At 66.1% G+C, this 23,385-nt stretch carries 20 protein-coding genes and 1 pseudogene; 9 read left to right on the top strand and 12 right to left on the bottom strand.

Going from position 1 to position 23,385, the window contains the following annotated elements:
- Positions 1 to 57 precede the first annotated feature (57 nt).
- The gene (tap, locus tag CKW46_RS23110) at positions 58 to 1,311 is read right to left on the bottom strand and encodes a multidrug efflux MFS transporter Tap (RefSeq protein WP_240274623.1); all 1,254 of its coding nucleotides are present in this window, start codon (positions 1,309 to 1,311) and stop codon (positions 58 to 60) included.
- 95 nt (positions 1,312 to 1,406) lie between these two features.
- Between tap and CKW46_RS23105 the strand changes: the two genes are divergently transcribed.
- The 3 genes and pseudogenes from CKW46_RS23105 to CKW46_RS23095 all read left to right on the top strand — a co-directional run bounded on the left by CKW46_RS23105 (position 1,407) and on the right by CKW46_RS23095 (position 4,464).
- A complete protein-coding gene (locus CKW46_RS23105) occupies positions 1,407 to 2,234 on the top strand; it encodes a uracil-DNA glycosylase (RefSeq protein WP_036426805.1) in 828 nt (275 codons plus the stop codon).
- A gap of 12 nt (positions 2,235 to 2,246) precedes the next feature.
- Positions 2,247 to 3,374 (top strand): annotated as a pseudogene (locus CKW46_RS23100) (FAD-binding protein).
- Positions 3,375 to 3,420: 46 nt separating this feature from the next.
- On the top strand, positions 3,421 to 4,464 hold the full coding sequence (locus CKW46_RS23095; RefSeq protein WP_482053464.1) for an LLM class flavin-dependent oxidoreductase: 1,044 nt from the start codon (positions 3,421 to 3,423) through the stop codon (positions 4,462 to 4,464).
- Positions 4,465 to 4,472: 8 nt separating this feature from the next.
- On the opposite strand, the gene CKW46_RS23090 is transcribed toward CKW46_RS23095, so the two are convergent.
- Together CKW46_RS23090 and CKW46_RS23085 are read right to left on the bottom strand one after the other, a co-directional pair.
- On the bottom strand, positions 4,473 to 4,925 hold the full coding sequence (locus CKW46_RS23090) for a nitroreductase family deazaflavin-dependent oxidoreductase (RefSeq protein ID WP_012395751.1): 453 nt from the start codon (positions 4,923 to 4,925) through the stop codon (positions 4,473 to 4,475).
- Between the two features lie 10 nt (positions 4,926 to 4,935).
- Positions 4,936 to 5,364 (bottom strand): HIT family protein, encoded by a 429-nt coding sequence (locus CKW46_RS23085; RefSeq protein ID WP_011742049.1) that lies wholly within the window; start codon positions 5,362 to 5,364, stop codon positions 4,936 to 4,938.
- A gap of 102 nt (positions 5,365 to 5,466) precedes the next feature.
- On the opposite strand from CKW46_RS23085, the gene CKW46_RS23080 reads away from it, so the two are divergent.
- The gene (locus tag CKW46_RS23080; protein WP_020726214.1) at positions 5,467 to 6,855 is read left to right on the top strand and encodes an amidase; all 1,389 of its coding nucleotides are present in this window, start codon (positions 5,467 to 5,469) and stop codon (positions 6,853 to 6,855) included.
- Positions 6,856 to 6,868: 13 nt separating this feature from the next.
- On the opposite strand, the gene CKW46_RS23075 is transcribed toward CKW46_RS23080, so the two are convergent.
- Complete coding sequence (locus CKW46_RS23075; RefSeq protein WP_117435890.1) at positions 6,869 to 7,402, bottom strand: hypothetical protein; 534 nt, start codon at positions 7,400 to 7,402, stop codon at positions 6,869 to 6,871.
- Positions 7,399 to 8,886 (bottom strand): serine/threonine-protein kinase, encoded by a 1,488-nt coding sequence (locus tag CKW46_RS23070; RefSeq protein WP_482052451.1) that lies wholly within the window; start codon positions 8,884 to 8,886, stop codon positions 7,399 to 7,401. Before CKW46_RS23070 ends, CKW46_RS23075 begins: the two co-directional genes overlap by 4 nt.
- A 99-nt stretch (positions 8,887 to 8,985) precedes the next feature.
- Here CKW46_RS23070 and CKW46_RS23065 point away from each other — a divergent pair, with 99 nt between their 5' ends.
- Together CKW46_RS23065 and abmR are read left to right on the top strand one after the other, a co-directional pair.
- Positions 8,986 to 10,167 carry an adenylate/guanylate cyclase domain-containing protein gene (locus CKW46_RS23065; RefSeq protein WP_373142924.1) on the top strand — a complete coding sequence of 394 codons (1,182 nt, stop codon included), beginning with the start codon at positions 8,986 to 8,988 and terminating at the stop codon, positions 10,165 to 10,167.
- Between the two features lie 306 nt (positions 10,168 to 10,473).
- Positions 10,474 to 11,061 carry an ATP-binding transcription factor AbmR gene (gene abmR, locus CKW46_RS23060; RefSeq protein WP_036426801.1) on the top strand — a complete coding sequence of 196 codons (588 nt, stop codon included), beginning with the start codon at positions 10,474 to 10,476 and terminating at the stop codon, positions 11,059 to 11,061.
- An 11-nt stretch (positions 11,062 to 11,072) separates the two neighbouring features.
- On the opposite strand, the gene CKW46_RS23055 is transcribed toward abmR, so the two are convergent.
- The 6 genes from CKW46_RS23055 to CKW46_RS23030 all read right to left on the bottom strand — a co-directional run bounded on the left by CKW46_RS23055 (position 11,073) and on the right by CKW46_RS23030 (position 20,199).
- Positions 11,073 to 13,076: a serine/threonine-protein kinase PknH/PknJ gene (locus CKW46_RS23055; protein WP_482052450.1), complete on the bottom strand. Its 2,004-nt coding sequence runs from the start codon at positions 13,074 to 13,076 to the stop codon at positions 11,073 to 11,075.
- Positions 13,077 to 13,510: 434 nt separating this feature from the next.
- Positions 13,511 to 15,883 carry an FHA domain-containing protein gene (locus CKW46_RS23050; protein ID WP_015356754.1) on the bottom strand — a complete coding sequence of 791 codons (2,373 nt, stop codon included), beginning with the start codon at positions 15,881 to 15,883 and terminating at the stop codon, positions 13,511 to 13,513.
- A gap of 45 nt (positions 15,884 to 15,928) precedes the next feature.
- A complete protein-coding gene (locus CKW46_RS23045; RefSeq protein ID WP_015356753.1) occupies positions 15,929 to 17,782 on the bottom strand; it encodes a serine/threonine-protein kinase in 1,854 nt (617 codons plus the stop codon).
- A 181-nt stretch (positions 17,783 to 17,963) separates the two neighbouring features.
- Positions 17,964 to 18,527: a secretion protein EspD gene (locus tag CKW46_RS23040; RefSeq protein WP_172607302.1), complete on the bottom strand. Its 564-nt coding sequence runs from the start codon at positions 18,525 to 18,527 to the stop codon at positions 17,964 to 17,966.
- Positions 18,528 to 18,648: 121 nt separating this feature from the next.
- On the bottom strand, positions 18,649 to 18,960 hold the full coding sequence (locus CKW46_RS23035; protein ID WP_015356752.1) for an ESX-1 secretion-associated protein: 312 nt from the start codon (positions 18,958 to 18,960) through the stop codon (positions 18,649 to 18,651).
- Positions 18,961 to 19,020: 60 nt separating this feature from the next.
- Positions 19,021 to 20,199, bottom strand: coding sequence for an EspA/EspE family type VII secretion system effector (locus tag CKW46_RS23030; RefSeq protein ID WP_015356751.1), 1,179 nt, complete (start codon positions 20,197 to 20,199; stop codon positions 19,021 to 19,023).
- Between the two features lie 1,460 nt (positions 20,200 to 21,659).
- Between CKW46_RS23030 and CKW46_RS23025 the strand changes: the two genes are divergently transcribed.
- Positions 21,660 to 22,079: a VOC family protein gene (locus CKW46_RS23025; RefSeq protein ID WP_015356750.1), complete on the top strand. Its 420-nt coding sequence runs from the start codon at positions 21,660 to 21,662 to the stop codon at positions 22,077 to 22,079.
- Between the two features lie 68 nt (positions 22,080 to 22,147).
- On the opposite strand, the gene CKW46_RS23020 is transcribed toward CKW46_RS23025, so the two are convergent.
- On the bottom strand, positions 22,148 to 22,780 hold the full coding sequence (locus tag CKW46_RS23020) for a LysE type translocator (protein ID WP_015356749.1): 633 nt from the start codon (positions 22,778 to 22,780) through the stop codon (positions 22,148 to 22,150).
- Positions 22,781 to 22,851: 71 nt separating this feature from the next.
- Between CKW46_RS23020 and CKW46_RS23015 the strand changes: the two genes are divergently transcribed.
- Positions 22,852 to 23,037, top strand: a complete 186-nt coding sequence (locus CKW46_RS23015; protein ID WP_020788203.1) for an Lrp/AsnC family transcriptional regulator — start codon at positions 22,852 to 22,854, stop codon at positions 23,035 to 23,037.
- A gap of 21 nt (positions 23,038 to 23,058) precedes the next feature.
- Entirely contained in the window at positions 23,059 to 23,277 is a 219-nt protein-coding gene (locus CKW46_RS23010) for an Lrp/AsnC ligand binding domain-containing protein (protein ID WP_252872454.1), read from the top strand.
- The last annotated feature ends 108 nt before the right edge of the window (positions 23,278 to 23,385 follow it).

Below are 23,385 nucleotides of genomic sequence, written 5' to 3'. Positions count from 1 at the left end.
GAGGCACTCACGGCCCGATCCTACGGGGCCTGCGGCCCGCGGGGTCAGCGAGCGCGGCTACAGCAGCGATGTCTCGCTGATGTCCTGGGTGGGCGCGTGATCCAATTCGCGCAGCGACGGCGGTCGGATACACATCAGCCCGGTGATGGCGATGGGCAGTGTCAAGGCGAAGAAAGCCACCTTCAGCCCGGCCGCGTCCGCCACCGGACCCGCCAGCAGCAAGCCCAACGGGCCGGCGGCATAAGCCAGCGACGTCATCACGCCGACCACCCGGCCACGGAGATAGTGCGGCGCCCTGGTCTGCATCACGTAGTTGTAGATCGGTTGGATGGGGCCATAGACCACGCCGATCAGTGCGCACAACACCAGGATGACCGGTAACGGGGGCAGCAGCGCGATGCCGGTTGTCGCGGCACCCAGGGTCAGCACCGCGGTCAGCATGATCGTTCGCCGCGACACGTAGTTCGACAGCATCCCGTAGCCCAGCGCGCCGACCAGGCTGCCCAGCGACAGCGCCACCAGGACCGAACCCAGCTGTGCGGGCTGTTGGCGGTCGCTGAAGTACGTCGGGAACAGCACGCTTTCCATCGGCAGATACAGCGCCGTCACGGTGAGGTCGATCAGCGCCAGCGCTCGCAACACCCGCAGGTTCCACACAAAACGCAGTCCCTGCGTGACGCCGGAAACCAGCCCGTCGGGTCGTGTCTCGTGGTGCGGTCTGCCCGCTCCCTCGAGCCGCAACGCGCCAATGGCGAGGAGGGACAACCCGAATGCCCCGGCGGTGATCCACATCGTGGTAATCCCGCCGACGGTGGCGATCATCAGGCCGCCGATCCCGGGGCCCACGACAAACGCGAGGTTGAGGATCGCCTCGTAGCTGCTGTTGATCCGATCCAGTGACCACCCCGCACGGGCGGCGGCCTCGGGCAGCATCGACTGCCGGGCGGTGATCCCGGCCGGATCGAAGGTGGCCGAGCAGGCGCCCAGCGCTGCCAGCACCGCGACGCTGACCGCGTCGTCGCCAAACGCCCACGCGATCAACGGAACGATGGCCACGGCCGACCCGGACAGGGCGTCGGAAACCATGGATACCGGCCGGCGTCCGAAGTAATCGACGGCGGTGCCGGCGACCAACGTGGAGAACAGCAGCGGCAGGGTGATCGCTCCGGCCACGATGGACGCTTGCCCCGAGCTGCCTTCGCGCTCGAGCACCAGCCACGGGAACGCGACTATCGAAATGCCATTGCCGGCGCAGGCCGCCAAGGTGGCGAAAAGGATCAGGAATGCCGGGCCTCGGCTGCTGTTTCTCATGGATATCGCGGTGCTGTTTCTCATGGATATCGCGGCTGAATCTAGCGGCGATCCACCATCGGAGCCACCGAATTATCGCGGCGACCGATGGCGCCATGCAGGATGATCGTGTGCTTACCCATCCGAGGACGGGCCAGCCGTTCGGGTCGCCGGTTCGTCCCGGCACCGGCTGGCCGGGGGATCCGGCGTCATCGCAGACCCCGGTCGCGGCCGAGGCGGCGCGTGTCGCCGAACTGGCCGGCCGGGCGGGCTCGATCGCCGAACTCGACGCTGCGATAAGTGTGTGCCGGGCCTGCCCACGACTGGTGACCTGGCGTGAAGAGGTCGCGGTGGCCAAACGGCGCGCCTTCGCCGACCAACCGTATTGGGGACGCCCGGTGCCGGGCTGGGGATCGGAGCGGCCATGGCTGTTGATCGTGGGCCTGGCGCCTGCCGCTCACGGCGCCAACCGGACCGGGCGGATGTTCACCGGCGACCGGTCCGGTGATCAGCTGTACGCGGCGTTGCACCGTGCCGGCCTGGTCAGCCAACCGACCAGCGTCGACGCCGCCGACGGCTTGCGGGCCGAACGGATCCGCATCGTCGCACCGGTGCGTTGCGCACCCCCGGCCAATGCCCCGACACCGGCCGAACGAAAGACCTGCGCGCCCTGGCTCGACGCCGAATGGCGGCTGGTGTCCCACGATGTCCGCGTGATCGTTGCGCTGGGCGGATTTGCGTGGAAGATCGCGCTGGGATTGCCTGGGTCGCTGGGTGCCCCCAGGCCCCGCTTCGGCCACGGTGTCGTGGCTGAGCTGGGGTCGGGTGTGCAGTTGCTCGGGTGCTACCACCCGAGCCAACAGAACATGTTCACGGGTAGGTTGACTCCGGCGATGCTCGATGACGTGTTCCGCGATGCCAAGAAACTTGGCGGGATTGGGTAGAAAGTGGTCGGGGTGCAAAAAGTTCTGATTTCCGGAGCCAGCGTGGCTGGCTTGACGACGGCATATTGGCTTGAACAACAAGGCTACTCGGTCACAATCGTGGAGCGCCACCCTGGGCTGCGGCCTGGCGGCCAAGCGATTGACGTCCGAGGCCCGGCGCTGACTGTGCTGGATCGGATGGGGATATTGGACGCCGCCCGGGACCGAAAGACCGGCATCCGGGGAGCTTCGGTGGTCGACCGGGACGGAAACGAGCTCTCCCGGGATACCGAGTCGACCCCCACCGGCGGTCCCATCGACAGCCCCAACATCGAGCTGCTGCGGGACGATCTCATCGAATTGCTCTACGGCACAATTCAATCGACGACCGAGTTCATCTTCGACGACAGCATTGCCACATTGCAGGATGACGGCGCGGCCGTCGAGGTGACCTTCGTCCGGTCCGGCACCCGCACCTTCGACTTCCTGATCGGAGCCGACGGTCTGCATTCGAATGTGCGCCGCAAGGTGTTCGGCCCGGAGGAGCAGTTCATCAAGCGGTTGGGTACCTACGCGGCGATCTTCACCGTGCCCAACTTCCTGGAATTGGACTACTGGCAGAAGTGGCACTACGGCGACAACACCATGGCCGGGGTCTACAGCGCCCGCGACAACTCCGAGGCTCGCGCGGCGCTGGGCTTCATGGACACCGAGCTGCAGATCGACTAACGCGATACCGAGGCTCAATTCGCCGAGCTGGAACGGCGGATGATCGAGGACGGCTGGGTACGTGCGCAGCTGCTCCACTACATGCGCAGCGCACCGGACTTCTACTTCGATGAAATGGCCCAGATCGTCATGGATAGCTGGGCGAAGGGCAGGGTGGCGCTCGTCGGCGACGCCGCCTATTGCTGCTCGCCGCTGTCGGGCCAAGGGACCAGTGTCGCCGTGTTGGGCGCCTACATCCTGGCCGGTGAGCTGGCCGCCGCCGGAAACGACTACCAGCGCGGTTTCGCGAACTACCATGCCGAATTCAGCGGCTTCGTCGAGCGCAATCAATGGCTGGTCACCGACAACATCCCCGGCGGAGAGCCGATACCCGAGGAAGCGTTCGAACGCATCGTCAACTCGTTGGAGCTCGAGGACTACCGGCAGGGCTGATCGGATCGGTGGGAAGGTTCGGGCTGCCGTAGGCGTTGTGGGCAGCGTGCGTCTTTCCGTTCTCGATCTCGTCCCGGTGCGCACCGATCAGTCGACCCGGGATGCGCTGGCAGCCACCGTGTCGCTGGCACAGACTGCCGAGCGCCTCGGCTTTACACGCTACTGGGTTGCCGAGCACCACAACATGGCATCGGTGGGCGCCACCAGCCCGCCGGTCCTGATCGCCTACCTGGCCGCGCAGACCACGCACCTGCGCCTGGGATCGGGCGGGGTGATGCTGCCCAACCACGCGCCGCTGGCGGTGGCCGAGCAGTTCGCTCTGCTGGAGGCGGCCGCCCCCGGTCGTATCGATCTGGGCATCGGCCGCGCACCCGGCTCGGACCCGGTCACGTCCTACGCTCTGCGGGGTGGCCGCTCACCGGCGCAACAGGAACGCGATATCGAGAGTTTTCCCGACTACCTCGACGATGTGGTCGCACTGATGAGTGCGCGGGGCGTGCGCGTACCGCTGCAATCCGGTGACTACATCCTCAAGGCCACGTCGGCGGCGCTCACCCAGCCGCGACTGTGGTTATTGGGGTCATCGATGTATTCGGCGCGGCTGGCCGCGGCAAAGGGGCTGCCCTACGTGTTCGCGCATCACTTCTCCGGCAAGGGCACCGAAGAGGCGCTCGAGTTGTACCGATCCCGCTTCGTCCCCAGTGCGCTGGCAGCCCGGCTGGTGACCTTCCTGACCGTCAATGCCGCGGTGGCCGATACCCGCGAGGAAGCGACCGCATTGATGATGCCCAATCTGCACATGATGGCGCGGCTGCGCACCGGCCAGCCGCTCGGGGCCGTGCAGCTCGTCGAAGAAGCCCAGGACGCCAGGTTGACCCCCGAGCAGCAACGCATCGTGGACAGCGGACTCGAGCGGGCTGTCGTCGGCTCACCTGAGAAGGCCGCCGAGCAGGTGCGCGCTCTGGGTCAGCGGTTCGGTGTTGATGAGGTCATGGTCCACCCCGTTGCCTCCGCGCATCGCGGCACCGACCCGGCCACGGCACCGGCGCGGGTGGCGACGTGTGAGCTACTGGCCAAGGAACTGTTCTAGCCGCAGCCCTACGCCGCCGGTGTCAACGCGAAGATGGGGATGGGCCGTGACGTCCGCCGCTGGTAGCTGTCATAGCGGTTGGCGTTGTTCTTGTTGACCAGCTGCCACATCCGCTGGTAGTCCGCATCGTCGGGGGTGACCCGCCGCGCGGTCACCGCGATTCGTTTCGGGCCGACGTTGATTTCACAATCGGGACGCTTACGCAGGTTGTGGTACCAGCCCGGATAGCGCTCGTCACCGCCGTTGGAGGCGACGATCAAATACGAGTCGCCGTCACGCGCATACGTCAGCGACGTGGTGCGCGCCTGGCCGGTCTTGGCGCCGACGGTGTGCAGCAGCAGGCTGGGCGGCACACCCGGGATGCGATGGCCGATTCGGCCGTTGGTCTTGCGGTAGATCGTGTCGTGCAGACGCAGGATGGGGATGCCCACGTATTGCTCGAACGGCGTGAGATTGCTCATGAGGCCAGTCTTACTGACTGGCCTCGATGCGGGCCAGCGCGTCGCGCAGGATTCGGCCGGTGGCTTCCCGATCGTTGTCGCGGCGCAACAGTAGGCCCTTGGCGACCGATAGCTTGTCCCCGTCGCGCCGTGGTAGCACGTGCAGATGGATGTGGAACACCGTCTGGAACGCCGCACTGCCGTCATTGATGCCGATATTGGTTGCATCGGCCAGCTCGGTGGCCCGGGCCGCCTTTGCGATCCGCTGTCCGATGGTGGCCATCTGAGCCAGGGTTTCCGGCGGAGTGTCGGTCAGATCCACGGTGTGTTTCTTGGGCAGCACCAGGGTGTGTCCGCGGGTGAACGGCCGAATGTCCAGGATGGCCAGACAGTTGTCGTCTTCGTAGATCCGGATGGCCGGAGCTTCGCCGGCAGCGATCGCGCAGAACACGCAGGACATGTCGCCACGGTACTGCTCCGGTGGCGGGGGCCGGGCCTGGCCCCGCCGAGCCGGTCGGGGATGGCCGATTTGCAGGTTGGTGCAGCGGGATACGCTGCGGCAGTGGACCCGTCCGATCTTGCCTTCGCCGGAGCAGCCGCCCAGGCCCGGATGCTCGCTGACGGTGAAGTCACCGCGCCCATGCTGCTCGAGGTCTACCTGGAACGGATCGAACGCCTCGACAGCGAGCTGCGGGCCTACCGGGTGGTGCGCTACGACGCCGCGCGCGAGGAGGCCGAGGTCGCCCAACAGCGCCTCGACGCCGGGGAAAGGCTTCCGCTGCTCGGTGTTCCGATCGCGATCAAAGACGACGTCGACGTCGCCGGTGAGGTGACGACCTACGGCAGCGGCGGGCATGGCGCGCCGGCGGGCTCCGACGCGGAAATGGTGCGGCGGTTGCGGGCAGCGGGTGCGGTCATCATCGGCAAGACCAATGTGCCCGAGCTGATGATGATGCCCTACACCGAGTCGCTGACCTTCGGGGCCACCCGCAATCCGTGGAACCCCGCTCGCACACCTGGGGGCAGCAGCGGGGGCAGCGCCGCCGCGGTCGCCGCGGGACTGGCGCCGGTGGCCTTCGGATCCGATGGCGGCGGATCAATCCGCATCCCGTCGACCTGGTGTGGTGTGTTCGGTTTGAAGACCCAGCGGGATCGGATCTCGCTAGAGCCCCACGACGGTGCCTGGTACGGATTGAGCGTGAACGGGCCGATAGCGCGTTCGGTGCTCGACGCTGCGCTGCTGCTGGACGCGACGACAACAGTGCCGGGTCCCGACGCCGAGTTTGCCGACGCTGCTCAGCGCGAGCCCGGCCGACTGCGAATTGCCCTGAGCACAAAGATTCCTACGCCGCTTCCGGTCCGGGTCGGCCAGGCCGAGGTGGCGGCCGTGTATCGGGCCGGTGGGTTGTTGCGTGAGCTGGGCCATGAGGTGATCAACCGCGACCCCGACTATCCGGCCGCCCTCTACGCCAATTACCTGCCCCGCTACCTTCGCGGTATCAGCGACGACGCGGACGCGCTGGCCCACCCGCATCGTCTCGAAGCGCGCACCCGTGCCATCGCGCGGATGGGTTCGTTCTTCTCGGACCGCCGGATGGCGGCCCTGCGAGCCGCCGAGGCCGCGCTGAACAAACGGATCCAGTCGATTTTCGACGACGTCGACGTCGTCATCACTCCCGGCACTGCCAACGGTCCGTCCCGAATCGGCGCCTACCAGCGCCGGGGCGCGGTGTCGACGCTGCTTCTGGTAGCGCAGCGGGTTCCGTATCTGCAGGTCTGGAATCTGACCGGCCAGCCCGCCGCCGTCGTCCCGTGGGACTTCGACGACGACGGCATGCCGATCTCGATACAGCTGGTGGGCAAGCCCTACGACGAGGCGACACTGCTGTCGTTGTCCGCGCAGATCGAAGCCGCCCGACCGTGGGCCGATCGGCGACCTCCGGTGTCGTGACAGCGGGGTGCGGTTAGGTCGGTTTGAAGGAGTCGATCAGCCAGGTGCCCTGCACCTTGGTCAGGCCGAACCGAACGGAGCTGGTAGCCCTTTTCGGAGACGGTTGGTCCCGAGTGGTGGTGGATTGGTCGACGAACGCCAAGATCGAGGCCCGCTGACTGGTCAGGGACTCGACTCCGGCACCGCTCACGGTCGCAGTGGTGCTGATGCCCTCGCGCCGGGCCGTGGGGACCACTGTCTGGCCGGTGAATTGCCGGTAATAGGACAGGAATTCGCCGGTCAACAGCCGTTCGGCGGCGCTCGCGACCTCTTCCACGTTCTGAGGTGTGTACGTAAGGGTCTTGGCCACATTGGTTTTGGCGACCTTCAGGACGGCTTCTCGGGCGCCGGGTTGGTCGGCGACCAGTGCTGGGCCGGCGACGGGCGGCAATTGCCGGTTCTTGGCCAGCATCTGCCAGCCGCCCAGTGCTGCGGCCATCATCGTCGCGGCGGTGAGCGCGAGGACGACCACCCACCAGGCGGCCCGCGGTGCTCCATGCTGGGTCACGTGACGAACTCCACCCGCGACGCCAGATAGGCGTCGTCGATCTTCTCGATCTGGATTCGCAACCTCCACTGCCGTGGCTCTTGTTGTACGCCGGTACTTTTGGTGATGTTCGAGGTCACCGACACAACTACGTGGGCGGTGGTGCCGCTGATGGACTCCAGGCCTGCGCCGGTGGCCTTGCCTTGGGTCGCCGAGCCCGCGTCCACTATTGACTGCTTGAATTGGGCGCTCTTGTCGGCAAAATCGCTGTGAAATGCTCCGGTTGACCCGTCCAGGATGCGTTGGATGTCGGCATCGATGGTCTGCGGGTTGACGCTCGTCAAGGAGATCGCGAACTGTTTGGCATGGTCGACGTAGGGCTGCCACTGGGGCGCCTCGGCCGGGGCCGCGGTTGTCTGCCGCGGGTCCGGCCGTAACACCTGGGTGACGGCGAACGCGACGGCAGATACCAGCAGCAGGGCCGCAACCACTGGAACCACAATCGTGCTGACCTGGCGCCGTGGCCGCGCCGGTGCCGGCGCCGTCGGGTACCACGGCATCGGTGCGGGGGCGGCTTGGGTGGCGGCAGCGTATTCGGGAGGCACGGAGATGGCGGCGGGCAAGGTGGGATCCGACGGCGAAACCGCTGCGGCCGCGCCCTGGGGTGACGCGACTTGAGATAGCGCCTGGGCAAAATCGGCGCATCGCCAATAGCGTTCGTTGGGCTGTTTGGCCAGCGCGGCGGCGAACACTCGGTCCAACGGCGCAAGCTCGGGGCGCCGATCGCCCAACGCCGGTGGTGGTGCGGTGAGATGCTGGCTGATCACCGCGACCGAATTGGCATGCTGGTATGGCGGGGCCCCCGTGAGAAGGTGAAATGCGGTGGCGGCCAGCGCGTACTGGTCGGCGCGGCCGTCGACGTCGGCGCCCGTCAACTGCTCGGGCGCAGCGTACGCGGCCGTGCCTACCGTCAGGTTTGTTGCGGTGATTCCGCTGATGTCGTCAAGCTGGCGGGCTATCCCGAAGTCCGCCAAGAAGATTCGCGGCCCCCCGGCGTTGTCCGGCCCGGTGAGCAGGATATTGGCGGGTTTGACATCGCGATGCAGCAAGCCGCGCTGGTGGGCGTAATCGAGCGCTCCGGCCACGGCGGTCACGACGGCGACCACCTCGGCGACGGGCATGCCGGCCGGATACTGGCTGCGGATTAGCGCGGCGGCGTCCGTTCCCTCGATGTAATCCATCGAGATCCACAGCTGGCCGTTGAACTCGCCGCGGTCGTGCACGCCGACGATGTGTGGGTGGAACAGGGTGGCGGCCAGATCCGCTTCGCGCTGGAATCGCTCGCGGAACGCGGTGTCCGCGGATACGTCGGGGGGCAGCACCTTTAGCGCATCACGGCGGGGTAATCGGGGGTGTTGCGCAAGGTATACCTCGCCCATTGCGCCGGAGCCGAGCAATCCCGCGATGGTGTATCCGGCAAAAGCGGAGCCGGGGGGCAACGGCATGATCGGATGTTACCGCCGCCGGCCGGCCCCGGGGCGGTGTCGTGCCGCGGGGCGGGCATCAGCGCGCCCGGTGGCGTCGCGGCGTTATACGTTGACGTCGTGGAGGACAGCGTGGACCGGGCACCCGAGCCGGCCGGCCAGAACACCGACGATCTACTCGAAGGACTCGAGGGTGCCGCCCGCGCGGAACGTGCCGAGCTGATCGACTGGCTGTTCGGCCAGGGCATCACCGCAGCTGAGATCCGCACGACCAACCCGCCGCTGCTGCTGGCCACTCGCCACGTCATCGGCGATGACGGCACCTACGTGTCCAGCCGCGAGATCAGCGAAACCTACGGCATCGACCTGGATTTGCTGCAGCGCGTACAGCGTGCGGTCGGCTTGGCGAGAGTGGATGACCCGGACGCCGTCGTCTACATGCGCGCAGACGGCGAAGCCGCCGCATACACGCAGCGGTTCATTGAGTTGGGGCTGAACCCAGATCAGATCGTGCTTGTGGTGCGCGTGCTCGCCGAGGGCCTCTCCCGCGCGGCCGAAGTCATGCGCTACACGGCGTTGGAGGCGATCATGCACCCGGGAGCCACCGAACTGGACATCGCGAAGGGGTCGAAGGCGCTGGTGAGTCAGATCGCGCCATTGCTGGGGCCGATGATCCAGGAGATGCTGTTCATGCAGCTGCGGCACATGATGGAGACCGAAGCCGTCAACGCCGGTGAGCGGGCGGCCGGCAAGCCGTTGCCAGGTGCACGTGAGGTCAGCGTCGCTTTCGCCGACCTGGTCGGCTTCACCAAGCTGGGTGAGGTGGTATCGGCCGAGGAGTTGGGCCAGCTCGCCGGCCGGCTGGCCGATCTGGCTCGGGAACTGACCGCCCCGCCGGTGCGGTTCATCAAGACGATCGGCGACGCCGTGATGCTGGTCTGTCCGGATCCGGCGCCGCTGTTGGACACGGTGCTGAATCTGGTCGAGGTCGTCGACACCGACGATGCCTTCCCTCGGCTGCGGGCCGGGGTTGCGTGTGGTCGGGCGGTGAGCCGGGCCGGCGACTGGTTCGGCAGCCCGGTGAACGCGGCGAGCCGGATTACCGGGGTCGCGAGACCCGGCACGGTGCTGGCCGCGGATTCGGTGTGTGACGCCGTTCGTGACACGGCCGCCGGTGCTGGATTCGAGTGGTCATTTGCCGGGCCGCGGCGTCTGAAGGGAATCAAGAACGAAACCAAGCTGTTCCGGGTCCGGCGAAACCTTGCGGACCTTGCGGCCGACACCGCAACAGAGGGCCGTTAGCGGTGGGCTGAGGTTGACTCGACGTCATATGGGCAGGCCCGGAGCGACTCCCGGGGGCGTTTGGTCCGTCTTACGCGGCGCTTACGCGGCCGGATTCCACCCCATTCTCCGGCACTTGAGTTCGGTCTGTTCCGGGCCTGCTTCGCTAACAAAAACACAACCATGAACCGCTGATAGCAACGGTTTTTGTGCTGTTGGGTGCAACATTTGCGAGGCGGCGGTGGTCCGTTGGGGGTTCGCCGCCGGCGAACAACGATTGCTTTCACTTGTAACTATGTAATCATGTAATCATGTAATCATGTAATCATGAAAGCACATCATCACATGCACGGGCGCCGGCACGGGCGCTCCGGCGGCTGGCAGCAAGCCCAACAACCTGACGCCAGCGATGCCGCCGATTGGTTTGCTGGACGGCTTCCGGAGGACTGGTTCGAGGGCGCCCCCGCCGTCGTTGTGGACCGGGAGGAGATCACTGTGATCGGCACGTTGGGGGCACCCGAGAATTCCGGATCGGAGCAGAGCAAGGCGCATTCAGAAGGGCGAGCCTCGCGATTCCGCGAAGAGACCCGGGCCGAACGGATGAATATCGCCGACGAGGCACAGGAGCGCTACGCGCGCAAGGTGTCCTGGGGCGTCGACGTTGTCTCCGACGCCGGCACGGAGCGAATCCTGTTCACCCACATCGCGGTTCCGGTGATGACGCGCCTGAAGCAGCCGGAACGCCAGGTGTTGGACACGCTTGTCGACGCCGGCGTCGCCCGGTCCCGCGCCGATGCTCTCGCGTGGTCGGTCAAGCTGGTCGGTGAGCACACCGAGGAGTGGCTGGACAAGCTGCGGACCGCGATGTCAGCGGTCGATGACCTGCGCGCGCAGGGGCCTGATCTGCAGGCCTGACCGCCCAAAGCTCAGTACTTGGTTTCCTTGTGGATCTTGTCGACGATCTTGTCGGCGAGTGCACCGCCCTGGTCGGTGATGTGGTAGCCGCACGAGTTGATGTCGACGATCACGTTGTTGGCCACGCTCATCGCGCGCTGGCACTCCCAGCCTTCGGCGCCTTCCTGGGTTTCGAGCATGGTGATCCGAGGCGGGCTACCAACAACCTGGGCGAACGTCCATCGGTAGGTCTTGGATTTGTTCGTCACCGTCACCGTCTTACCGGCACAGTTCTTCCACTTGCCCGCCATGGTCTCCACAAACGAGCTGGCTTTGGCGGCCGAGGGAAACGACACCACGGCCTGATTGACCCAGTGGTCGTTGTTGTCGCCGGGTTCCGAGGCCACCAGGCCACTGATAGCCGTGTATCCGGTGCCCGAGTAGACCGGGTCTTGGCTGGTATACAGGGCGCCTTGGCATTCCGGCAGCGACAGCGTCACCGGTGACGCATCCATCGAGGTGATGGGTTTACCGGGTTGGATATTGGATGCCCCCATCACGGAGTTGACTTCGGCGGGGCTCAGCAGCAGAGAGCTCAGCCGGTCCTCGGCTATCGGTTTGGGCGGCGGCGAGGGCTTGGGCGGTTGGGTGATCATCCAGACACCAATTCCACCGACGATGAGAACCAGCACGATCGCCACGGCGGCCACGATCGGCCATGGGTTGCGGCCGCGCGGTCCCGGACCCTGCGGGCCCTGATTCCAGGTCGATGGGCCGGCGGGTTGGCCGGGCGGCGGTGCTCCGCCCCAACCGGCTCCCTGGTAGTACGGCGGGCTGGGGGTGGGCTGGCTCGCGGGGATGGGGCCGCTCGCCTTCTGCCAGCCGGGCTGGCCGGCCGCCGGGGGCCGGGGTATCGGCCCGGACGGTCCCGCGGGTCCGGACGGCGCCACGCCGCGGGGCGGCCCGGCGACCGCCGAGGGGCCTGAAGGGGGCGAGCCGGCAGCCGGAGCTGCGGCGGCCGGGTAGTAGGGCGGTTGTTGCGGCGTGGGCGCAGGTCGCGGCGGGGTGGCCGCCGGGCCGGGCCGCGCCGGAGGAGTGGCCGCGGTGGCCGGCATGGTCGGGGGAGCGGCGGGGTCGGGAGGGCCGGGCAGGGTTGCTTCCTGGCTCCGGCGCAGGATGTCGGCGGCGTGATCCTGATCGGGGTTGCTCAGCGCCTCGTGGGCGGCCAGCGCCAGATCCCCCGCGCTGGCGTAACGGTCCCCGGGCTGTTTGGCCATGCCGCGCGCGATCACCGTGTCGAAGGCCTTGGGGATGCCGGCGCGGACGGTGCTGGGCTGCGGGATGGGATCCATCATGTGCGCGGTGACCAGCATGCTGGCGCTGTCGGCGCGATAGGGCGGGCTCCCGGTCAAGCACTCGTGCAGCACGCACGCCAAAGCATAGATGTCGGCGCGGTAGGTGACTTCGTCGTTGGAAAACCGTTCAGGCGCCATGTATTTCCAGGTTCCCACCGCGGTGCCCAGTTGGGTCAGCTTCTCGTCGGTGGTGGCGCTGGCGATGCCGAAGTCGACCAGGTAGGCAAAATCCTCGCGGGTAACCAGGATGTTTTGCGGTTTCACATCGCGATGCATCACGCCCGCGGCGTGGGCCGCGTCCAGCGCGGAGGCAACCTGGGTGATGATCGCTACCGCGCGTGGCGGGGTCAGGGGGCCAAAGCGCTTGAGCAAATTGTCCAGATCGGTGCCCTCGATCAGGCGCATCTCCAGGTACATCTGCCCGTCGATTTCGCCGTAGTCGTGGATCGGCACCACGTGAGGTTCCTGCAACCGGCCGGTGATGCGGGCTTCGCGCTTCATGCGCTCCCGAAACACCGGGTCCTTGCTGAAGGTTTCCGACATCAACTTGACCGCGACGGTCCACTCTTTGACGGTGTGCTCGGCCTCGTAGACTTCGCCCATCCCGCCACGGCCCAGCAGCCGCGTCAGGCGGTAGGGCCCGAACGTGGACCCCACTCGCGAGCCCTGCGCGTCGCTCATCGTTGATCCTCCCAATCAACTCGCAATGTCGCGACCCTACCAATTTCCTGGGAACGGCGGCGTCACTCGCAAATCACCAAGGGGGAAGCCGCCGGCGGCGAGCGGCGACCGTTCGACCCGCGCAAGACGGGCAGCGCCGCGCCCAAAATCCCTGGCCTCGGCTGACCGATGGGCCGGCAAGGATCCGTCAATAATGCGGCAAGCGCTGCGGCACATGCTTTCCCGAACGCCGAACCCCGCCGACCCTGTCGGCGGACCCGCTATTGGAAGGAAAGACGATGCTGTCGCTGCGGTGGGGTGGCATTGGCGGGCGCGGTTGGTCATACGTTGTCTACAACGTCGGGTATCGGCTGTTGTCGCTGCAACTGTCGTGCGGGCCGCTGGCCGTGTGCGCAGTCCCATTCGTCGTGAAGCACGTCTGAGACAGCCCGGTTTCACCTGCGGGCTTTTCGTTGCGGATCGAGCTGCCTGAGTCGCCAGGCGATCAGGGTCACCAGTACCGCCGCCTGCACCACACACGCGCCGGCCGCGATCAGCCAGCTGCTGACCTTGTAATCCCACAACGGATCCTGGTCGCCGCCCGCGGCGCGACGCAGGTCGTTGAGGTCGACGGTGGAAGCGGCCATCGCGTAGGCCCAGCGCGACGGCGACAGCCACGCCAACTGCTCCAGCGGGATCCGGCCCTTGACGCCGAACATTCCGCCGCACAGCACCAGCTGGGCCATCACCACGAGCACCAGCAGCGGCATGCCCCGATCGGCGTTGCCGATCATCGCCGAAATCAGCAGGCCGATCATCATCGACACGACGGTGACCGCGACGACCGCCACGGCCACTTCGACCGTCGGCCAGGGCATGACGATGGACTGGTCGGGCGCGGGTAGAAACGCCGGGCCCAGGAACCCGAGGATCAGGCCCTGCGCGGTGGTCAGCGCGGTGAGGACAACCAGCTTGGAGGCCAGGTAGGCGCCGCCGGACATGCCGATGCCATGTTCGCGGCGATATATTGCCTGCTCCTTGACGATTTCGCGGATCGACGCGGCGCAGCCCATGAGCGCGCCGCCGATGATCAGCAACACCAGCAACTGCGCGGGCTGGGTCGACCGCAGCTCGATCGCCTTGGCCAGCGAGAGCCCGGCCTTGCCGGGCACGGCATGGGCGAACAGGCTCAGCAGCAACGGCAGGACCAGCAGGAACACCGCATACTGACGGTCGGCAGCGATGACCGCCACGTATCGTCGGCACAGGATCGCGAATTGCGCGAACGCGCTTTGCTGTGCGACCGGCTTGGTGGTGCGCGCGGCGGCGGGGTGCGCCGGGCGTTGGGCCGGGTGCGGGGTCAGCGCCGCGCGCAGGGGTGAGGCATTGAACCGGGCCGTCCAGTCGGTGGCTTTGTCTTGCTCGAGAAGGGTGAAAAGGTCGGCGAAGTCTGTGCAGTTGAAGTAGCTCAAGGCTTGCTGCGGCAGACCGAAATAGGCCAGACGTCCGCCAGGAGCCAGGATCAGCAACCGGTCGCACATGTTGAGATGGGCGATGTTGTGGGTGACCACCACCACGGAGCGACCATCATCGGCTAGGGAGCGCAGGGTCTGCATGACCGACTTCTCATAGCCGGGATCCAGCCCTGAGGTGGGCTCGTCCAGAAACAGCAGCGACGGTTTGGTCAGCAACTCCAGTGCGACGCTGGTGCGCTTGCGCTGGCCCCCCGACAGGCTGTCGATGCGCTGGTCGGCCTGCGTCGTGAGCCCGAGCTCGGCCAGGACTTCTTCGATGCGCTGTCGGCGCTCCTCAGCGGAGACGTCTTGGGGAAACCTAAGTTGCGCCGCATAATTCAGCGCCCGCCGCACCGTCAGTGGGATGTGCAGGATGTCGTCTTGGGGAACGAATCCGATGCGGTGTCGCAGCTCCGCGTAGTTGTCGTAGAGGTCGCGTTCGTCGTATCGCACTGTGCCGCTGGTCGCCGGGTGGAATCCGGTTAGGGCGCCCAGCAGCGTGGATTTGCCCGCGCCACTTGGCCCCACCACGGCCAACAGGCTGCGCTGTGGCAGCACGAAGCTCACGTCGGACAGCAACACCCGACCCTTCTTGGTTACCACCCGCAGGTTGGACGCTTCATAGGAGACGTCGCCGGTGTCGACGTACTCCACCAACCGGTCACCGGAGAGGTGCATCAGCTGGTGCCCGATGCCGACAATGTCGTTGGGTCCGATCAGCGCGCGGGTAATGCGGTTGCCGTTGACGTAGGTCCCGTTGGCGCTGTGGTTGTCGACCAGCTCCCATTGGTCACCGGAGCGCCGCAACACGGCATGGCGCCGAGACACCAGCAGGTCGTTCAACAACACGTTGTTGTCCGCTCCGCGGCCGATCGTGACGACGAGCTGGTCGATGGCGTGCACCGTGGTCGGCGCCCGGGCGACTGTCGTTCCGTCCAGCGGGTCTGGCGCAGCGGCGACGTTGCGCCCCGGCTGCGCCTCGGGCGCCTGGATCGCGGGGTGGAGCTCGATCGCCTGTCCGGAAGACGCGGACCCCAGCAGCACCGTGACGGGCTGGTGGATCGGCACGCGCTGCACCGGCGTGCCGCCGACGAACGATCCGTTGCGGCTGCGGTTGACCAGCACCCATCCCGCCGGCGTCGGCTCGAGGACCGCGTGCAGTCGCGAGACCCGTGGATTGTCCAGGCGGATATCGGCTTCGGCGGCCCGACCGATGGTCCAGGCCCGGTTTGGTGTGGCATGCCAGGTGCGTCCGGCGGCCCGGAGTTCCAGGCGGGGCGGATTCGTCGTCGCGTCACCGATCCTGTCGTGCATGCATCGCCTCCGGTGCGTCTACCCAGCTCCGATTGTCGTGGTTGTTCATGAGTGTGAGGACCACCAGTCGTAGAGCTGGTCGAGGTTGGGTCCGGGCGGTTTTGCGGCGACGAGTGCGAATACCAGCGTTCGCTCGTTGCTCCACATCACCTGCGGTTCGGCACCCTTGTAGATGCCGCAGGCGACCTGGCCGAGGACGGTGTTGGGGTCCTGCGTGTGCCACCACGTTCCTGGTGACGCCTTTCCATCGGGGCAGGTGAGGATCGAAAAGGTTCCGATGAACGCGGTGAATGCGTTCTTGAGCGCCGAAAGGTTGGCGTACAGCCCGTAGGCGGCCACGGTAGGCCCGTCGGCATCGGTGTTCTTCTTGCACTTCACCGATGCCACTGCGCCCGGCATCGGCCGCGTCTCGGGCGTGCACGCACCCGCGGGGTAGCCCGACGGCAGCAGGCCCATCAAGCGGGTTTGGGCGTCGGGGCGCCGCGATGTGGTCGACGGTGCGGGTGTGGTTGTGGCCGTGCTGCCGGTTGTGGTTCGTGCCGTGGTGGAGGTGGTTCGTTGTCCGGTTGGTTGCGGGTTGTCATCGTGGGTGGCCGCCCAGATGACGATCGCGACGAGGATCATGACCAGGATTGCTACGGCGACGCCGGAGACAATCGCCCAGGGATTGCGAGCACGCGGCGGCCGCTGTGGGACACCTGGATTCCATACCGGCGTACCGCCAAGCTGTTGCGGCGCCAGCGCGCGTGGCGCCGCGCCGGGGGACATGCCGCCATCCCAGGGCGGGGGCGCAACGGGGGAGTGTGCCGGGGCAGCGGGATGCGCGCCGGGGGACCAGGCCGGCTGGCCGATGGGACCCGACGGCGGGTGGGTCGGCCCTGAGGGCCCCGACCTGGGGATCGGTTCGGAGCTGTAGGCGGGCATTGGGCCAGAGCTGTGCTGGGGGTTGGCCGGCCCGCAACGGGGCTCCCGCCGGTGTTCGAGGGTAGGTTGCTCGACGACCTGGCCTGGCAGGGTGGATTGCTGGCTGCGCCGCAATATGGTCTCTGCCTGGTTCTGATCGGGGGTGCTGAGCGCCTGGTGGGCGGCGGGGGCCAGGTCCCCGGCGCTGGCGTAGCGGTCTGCGGGTTTCTTGGCCATGCCGCGCGCGATCACCGCATCGAAGGCCTTGGGGATTTCCGGGTGGACCGCGCTGGGCTTGGGGATGGGCTCCATCATGTGGGCGCTGATCAACAACCCGGCGTTGTTGGACTGGTAGGGCGCAGACCCGGTCAGGGATTCGTGCAACACGCATGCCAGCGCGTAGATGTCGGCGTGGTGGGTGACCCTGTCATTGGTAAACCGTTCGGGGGCCATGTATTTCCAGGTGCCTACCGCGGTGCCCATCTGGGTGAGTTTCTCGTCGGTGGCCGCGTTGGCGATGCCGAAGTCGACCAGATAGGCGAAATCGTCGCGGGTGATCAGGATGTTGGGCGGTTTGACATCGCGGTGCATCACCTCGTCGGCATGCGCGGCGTCCAGTGCCGAGGCGATCTGGGTGATGATCGCTACCGCACGTGGCGGGGTCAGGGGGCCGAAGCGCTTGAGCAAACTGTCCAGGTTGGTGCCCTCGATCAGGCGCATCTCCAGGAACATCTGTCCATCGATTTCGCCGTAGTCGTGGATCGGCACCACGTGGGGTTCCTGCAACCGGCCGGTGATGCGGGCTTCGCGCTTCATGCGCTCCCGAAACACCGGATCGCTGCTGAAGGTTTCCGACATCAACTTGACCGCGACGGCCCACCCTTTGACGGTGTGCTCGGCCTCGTAGACCTGACCCATCCCGCCACGGCCCAGAGGGCGGATGAGGCGGTAGGGGCCGAACATCGACCCTGCGCGCGCACTGGGCGCCTCGCTCATCGTTGACCCTCCAAACCAACCGCGACCCAGCCGACACTATCAACGTTGGACCCAGGAAACGGGTGTCAGGATTGTGTCGGGTCGTGGTGGCTACTCGGTCGGGGCAACCATGCGGGCTCGAGTTCGCCGTGCGCGGGTCAGCGAGCGGGTACGCACCCGTTGCGGCGGTCAACCTCGTTGGTCAGGCGAAACCACATTGCTCGCTGGCGCTGTCGTGGGCGGAGCGGTCGTCGCCGTAGCGGGTCGCGAACACCTCAGCCTCCGCGGCGGCCGCTTCCTCCGGCGATGGCAAGCTCCACGTGTTGCCAACGAAGTCCTGCAACTGTTGGACGCGTTGTTGATCTCCGTCCGCGGCGTGCGTGAGCTTGTTGAGGATGAAGGCATATTGCGCCGCCTGCGCCTTCTGGCGAGCCAAGTCTGCCAGCACCAGGATCTCGGAGGCGAGCTGCGACTCGCTCATCCGTGCCACCTTCTTCGACAGCTCTATATCTTCGGTCCGGCCGTCCATCAACGCCGAAACCGCTACGCTTCCTTGAGGATTCGTTACGGTGAATACTGCGATCTCGTCTTCTTCCGGTTGCTCCTGTGGTGCGGGGGAGTCATCCGCGCTGGCTTCGCTGTCCTGGGCCCCTGCCCCGGCGAAGCCGACAATCGGGTCGGCTGTCCACCGCTGCTTTCCGTCTGGGTCCCAGAGATCTACGGCATCGAAATCATCGCTGTCGAAGTCGTTTCCGGGCAAGTTCACCACCGCGTCCCTTCTGACCTTGGTGTCGAGCATGGCGAAGTTGGCTTCGCGCGCACGCGTCGGCCAAATCGAAAAGCTGCCCCGTGCGTACACCGCAGCGCGACGCACGCACCGAAACTGTTCAGCTGAATAACGATCCGAGCGCCTTGCTCCACGTGTCGTCGGCCTCGGTGTATGCGCGTGCCGCCGTGCGCAAATTCTTGGCGAGGTCGATACCGGCGCTATTGAGCGAGGAGCCAAGGGCGGAACGGGTACTTTCATACATCTTCAACGTGGTGTTGAACTGCGAGCAGTACGAACCGTGAGTGACCGTCACCGATTCGCTTAGCCCAGAGGTGACTTCGGTCCCGGAGGTGGCGCTGGCCGCCGCATTGTCGTGGTGCGACGCCAGCACACCGAGGAGCTCGGGCTGCACTTTCAGGTTCTCCGTCATTGGTGGTATCCCTTCCGTCTAGCGTTGCTTTGCGCGGTCGATCCGGCTGGTCAGGTGGGGCTAGCCGGCGCGTCGCTCCGCGATCCGCGCAGCGGCACCCACCCCAACTTCAACTGGCGCGCGTTCGGCATCTTCGGTGCCCGCCGCGGCGCCTTCCGAGTACTTCTTGCTGGTCGCGCCTTTCGATCCGGCCGACGCGGGATGCATCCCGCCCATGCCCTGGCCCCCCTGCGCGGAAGCCGCTTGCGCATGTTCGCCGACCGGTTCGCTGGAGACTCGGGTTGGGCCCTCGCTGGTCAGACGCGGATCCTGGCGTGTCGCGGCCGAACGCAGCTGGGCCACGTTGGGCATGGAGCCGAAGCCGGACCCGCCGCCAAGGCCGAGCCCGCCGGGCAAGCCGGCCGAGCTGACCAGGCTGGCCGAATCCGCCGCGCCGACCGACCCGGCCGAACCGGCCGAACCGGCTGCCCCGGCTGAGCTGAAGAAGCTGGTCAATTGGGACAAGCCGCCGCCCATACCGCTCAAGCCGGGGATGCCGCCAAAGAAGGACTGCAGTTTTGATCCCCATTGCGACAGCAGTGAGGAAGCCCAGGAGACGAGCTTGTTCAGCAGGTCCTTGAGGAATTCGAACGGGTGGGTCAAGAATTCCCACACCTCTTCGAGGATGCCCTTGATGATGTCGACCACGTCCGAAACGACGTCCGCCACGGCCTCCGCCAACAACTTGGCGAGTTGGGCCAACAGGCTGACCAACTTCATCGAGTTGATCAGGGTTTTCACGACCAGATAGGCAAGCGCTCCGCCGACGACGGCCATCGCCGCCGCGCACACCGGTGCCTGGAACGCGGCCGACATGGCCCACCCGACAATCGGGATGTAGGTCAGGTCCACGGCGACCGGACGGACGAACTCGAGGCCTTTCTTCGCGTCCTCGAGGATCTCGCGCGTTGTCTTGACCGCGCTGGCCTGATCGGCGATCAGCTTCTGAAGCTCACGATCCAGCTCCGCCAGCTCTTTGAAGAAATTGACGTGCTTGCGGTTCTTGCCGGAGTAGTGATCGGCGGCCGAACCCAGCCAACCATCGCCGGGGAACGCCGACCCTAGGTCATCTAGGGCCTTGCCAAAGAACGACAGTGCGGAGTCGATGATGCCGCCGTCTTCGGGCAATCCAATCCCAAGGAGAGCGTGCAAACCGTTGATCGCGCTAATCGTGGGATCGATGATGAAGGCTCTGCTCATGGCTACTACCTGCCCAACGGTTGTCGATTCCGCGCACACCGCATGCGCGGATTGATTACAGGCTTGGCCTTTCTTGGTAATCCTGATTCCGGCAGATGTCAACGATTTTTTTGTTGACGATCCTGAAGCTGGCGTCGTCCTCGGCTTGGTGATCGACGCGATGGGCTTCGGTTGCCAGGTGCTTTGCTGTGACTTTGCTGAGTGTCGTGTCGGGTTGCTGGACCCGGGCGCTGGCAACCGCTCCGCGGGGCATTGGCGGACGTATCGGAATCGGTATCCGCCTCGAGTCGATGCATCAGATACGGGCGTCGCGCGTGCGAGATATGTTGCTATAGAGTTGATTTAGGCGCTGGTGGGGCCGCTTCTCGCGGCGGCTTCACGGCCAGCGTGCGTTCGTGGGGCCGGCGCATCGGCCTGGGGAAGCGTCCTCGGCCGAGCCGCCTCGGCGTCACGCTAGCGGCCGGTGGCGGAGTTGCGCTGTACGATCGTCCCAGTTACCTGGGCGTCGCGTGCGCTGGGCGACTCGGCCGATGCCGAAATGGTCCGCAATACCTTTGGGGATGGGGAAAGTGTCCGCGGCTGACGTCCGTCTCGGTATTTGGGTCGACAGAGCTTCGCGGCACACTATTAATGGCATCGAACTATTAACTATTATCGATCTCTGGTGTATAAATGTCGCGAATTATCGCGGCGAATACCATTGCGAATTGCCGCAGCTGTGGTTCGCGTTTAGCGGGTTCCGCGAGCAACCGGAAATTCGAAAGGCTTTGGAGTGGACGTGCCGAGGTGCCCGATATCCGTGGCGGTTTGCTACCAAGCCATTGCGGCAGTTCTGCATGGTGAGACGGGTTTGCGACGTGCTGGACCGCAATGGAGTCCCGGCCTTGCGGGCCTCGCGCGAGGCCTGGGTTTCACCCAGGTGCAGTTACCGTCGCTGCTGGCCAGAAGATCAGCGATCAAGATCACATTGGGCGGTGCGGCGTGACTCGCAGGCAAATGTTGCCATGGGACACAGATCCTGAGAGCTGCTAGCGATGTATGCGTGAATGATATGAATGCAGCAAACCCATCCGGGCTGTCGCCGCTGCGCCGCGTCGTCGTGCCGAAAAGGGTTGGGGTGCAGCTTTGCTCCGGGCCGGACGTGGCTCGCTGGCGGGTGAGTTCGCGGCCTCTGCGGGCTACCCGGTGCCCAAACGATGCCGGGAGCGTGCCGGACATGCCGGCCAGACGGGCGGGTGGCCGGAGGAGTCCGTTGCCATACTGTGGGTTGCATTACCCAATGTGGTCGACAGGGCCGATTGCGGGCGACATCGTCGGCGTTGCACCGGGTGCTACGCGCGCCCTCGAGTTGGGCCGTCACATCGCACCCGCACCGCGCCGCCAGCCGTGCTCCGTGCGCCGTGTCCCGTCCCCCCTCGGGGCCCGCCGAGTAACAGTCGGCACAGACGGATAGGGAAGCCATGAAGATTCACCGCCTCGACCACCTAGTGCTCACGGTTGCCGACATCGACGCCACCATCAGGTTTTACACGCGGGTGCTGGGCATGGAGCAGGAAACGTTTGGCGGCGGGCGTAGAGCGCTGCGATTTGGCTGGTCGAAGATCAACCTGCACCAGCGGGGCGCCGAGTTCGAGCCGAAAGCCCAGCGTCCCACCCCCGGAAGCGCCGATCTCTGTCTGATCGTGGAGGATCCGATGGACGCGGTCGCGGCGCAACTGCACGCGGCGGGAGTGCCGATCGTGGACGGGCCGGTACAGCGAACCGGCGCCTGTGGGCCGATCATCAGTGTGTATGTGCGCGACCCCGACAATAACCTCGTCGAACTGTCGAACTACCTGGACGCTGATGGCGGGCCGGACCAACGGCTCACTGGCGTTTGACGATTCGTCCGTGGACATCAGTGGACATCGTCGGTCGGTTTGTCCGTGTGGCGCCGGCCGGTGAGGCATCACCGGGCCGCGGGGGCCAGCATGACTACCCCGAGGGCGCCGACGACGACGTTACCCACCAGGATGGTCAGGCGCCGGGTGCGGGCAGTGCTACCAGCGCCAACGACCGCACCGATCCAGACCAGCAACAACTGCCACAGCAGTGACGCCAGCCCGACGCCGGTGACAACGGCGATCGCGGCGCTGCCCCCCAGCGACTGTTCCAGCGTGGCGGCTATCGCGGTGAAATAGACCAACGTCACGGGGTTGATCGCGGTCAGGCCAAAAAAGAACGCGAATCGATCGCTAGAGCGCGGTGATTGCCAGTGCTGAGTCGCCGGCTCGCAACGCCGCAACCCTCGTGCGATTCCCGCCGCGGCCACCACAACCAGCAGGAGTGCGCCGATGACTTCGGGCCAGGAGCCCAAGCCTTCGACCGCCGGCCCCGCAAAACGTCCGACCAGCATCGCTGCGGCGCAATACATCACATCGACACACGACACCGCGGCCGCCGCCACCGCGGCGCGACGAACTCCTCGCTCGACTCCCTCTCGCAGCAGCAGCACGCCAATCGCGCCTAACGGCACCGCGACGCCAAGCCCGGCGGCCAGTCCGACTCCGAACGCCGAGGCAATCCCCGCAACAGCTGACATGGCTACCCACTATCGCGCCGAGTCCAACCTTGCGATGACAAATGTCTCAGCTCAGCCAGTAAATTCTCAGTATGGACGACATTGACAGTGAAATTGTCGACATCTTGGCCCAGGATGGCAGAGCATCTTTCAGTGCCATGGGGCGCGCCATCGGACTGAGCACGAACGCCGTCGGGGCAAGAGTCCGACGGCTAGAGACCACCGGCGTCATCCTCGGCTACCGGGCAGTGCTCGCCGCAGAAAAGGCTCCGAGCTGAGGAATCGAGGCATTCGTCGACGTGCGTCTTCGATCAGAACAGGACGGCGACCAGTTTCTGGCATGGGCGGCCAAGGACCCCGCCATCAGCGACGCTGTCCACATAACCGGGCCTTATGACTACCTCCTGCACATCCGGGTTCGCGATACCGCCGACCTAGATCGCCTCCTGCGGAGGCTGAAAGCCGCCGCAGGGGTGGCCCAAACCCAAACACGCATCGCACTGCGATCCCAGCACTGAACCCAAACCCATTGCGGGAGCGGACCGTGTCACCGTTTCCATCCGGCAGCTAGGGTATGGCTCGAAGAGCAGTCCGGTCCGGGCAGATGCGCTGTCGGGCAGTTACTT

Origin of the sequence: Mycobacterium liflandii, from assembly GCF_022354805.1 — a bacterium.
Classification (GTDB): Bacteria; Actinomycetota; Actinomycetes; order Mycobacteriales; family Mycobacteriaceae; genus Mycobacterium; species Mycobacterium marinum.
Note: the sequence above shows the minus strand (reverse complement) of the source record. Positions and strands in the feature narration are given on the sequence as shown.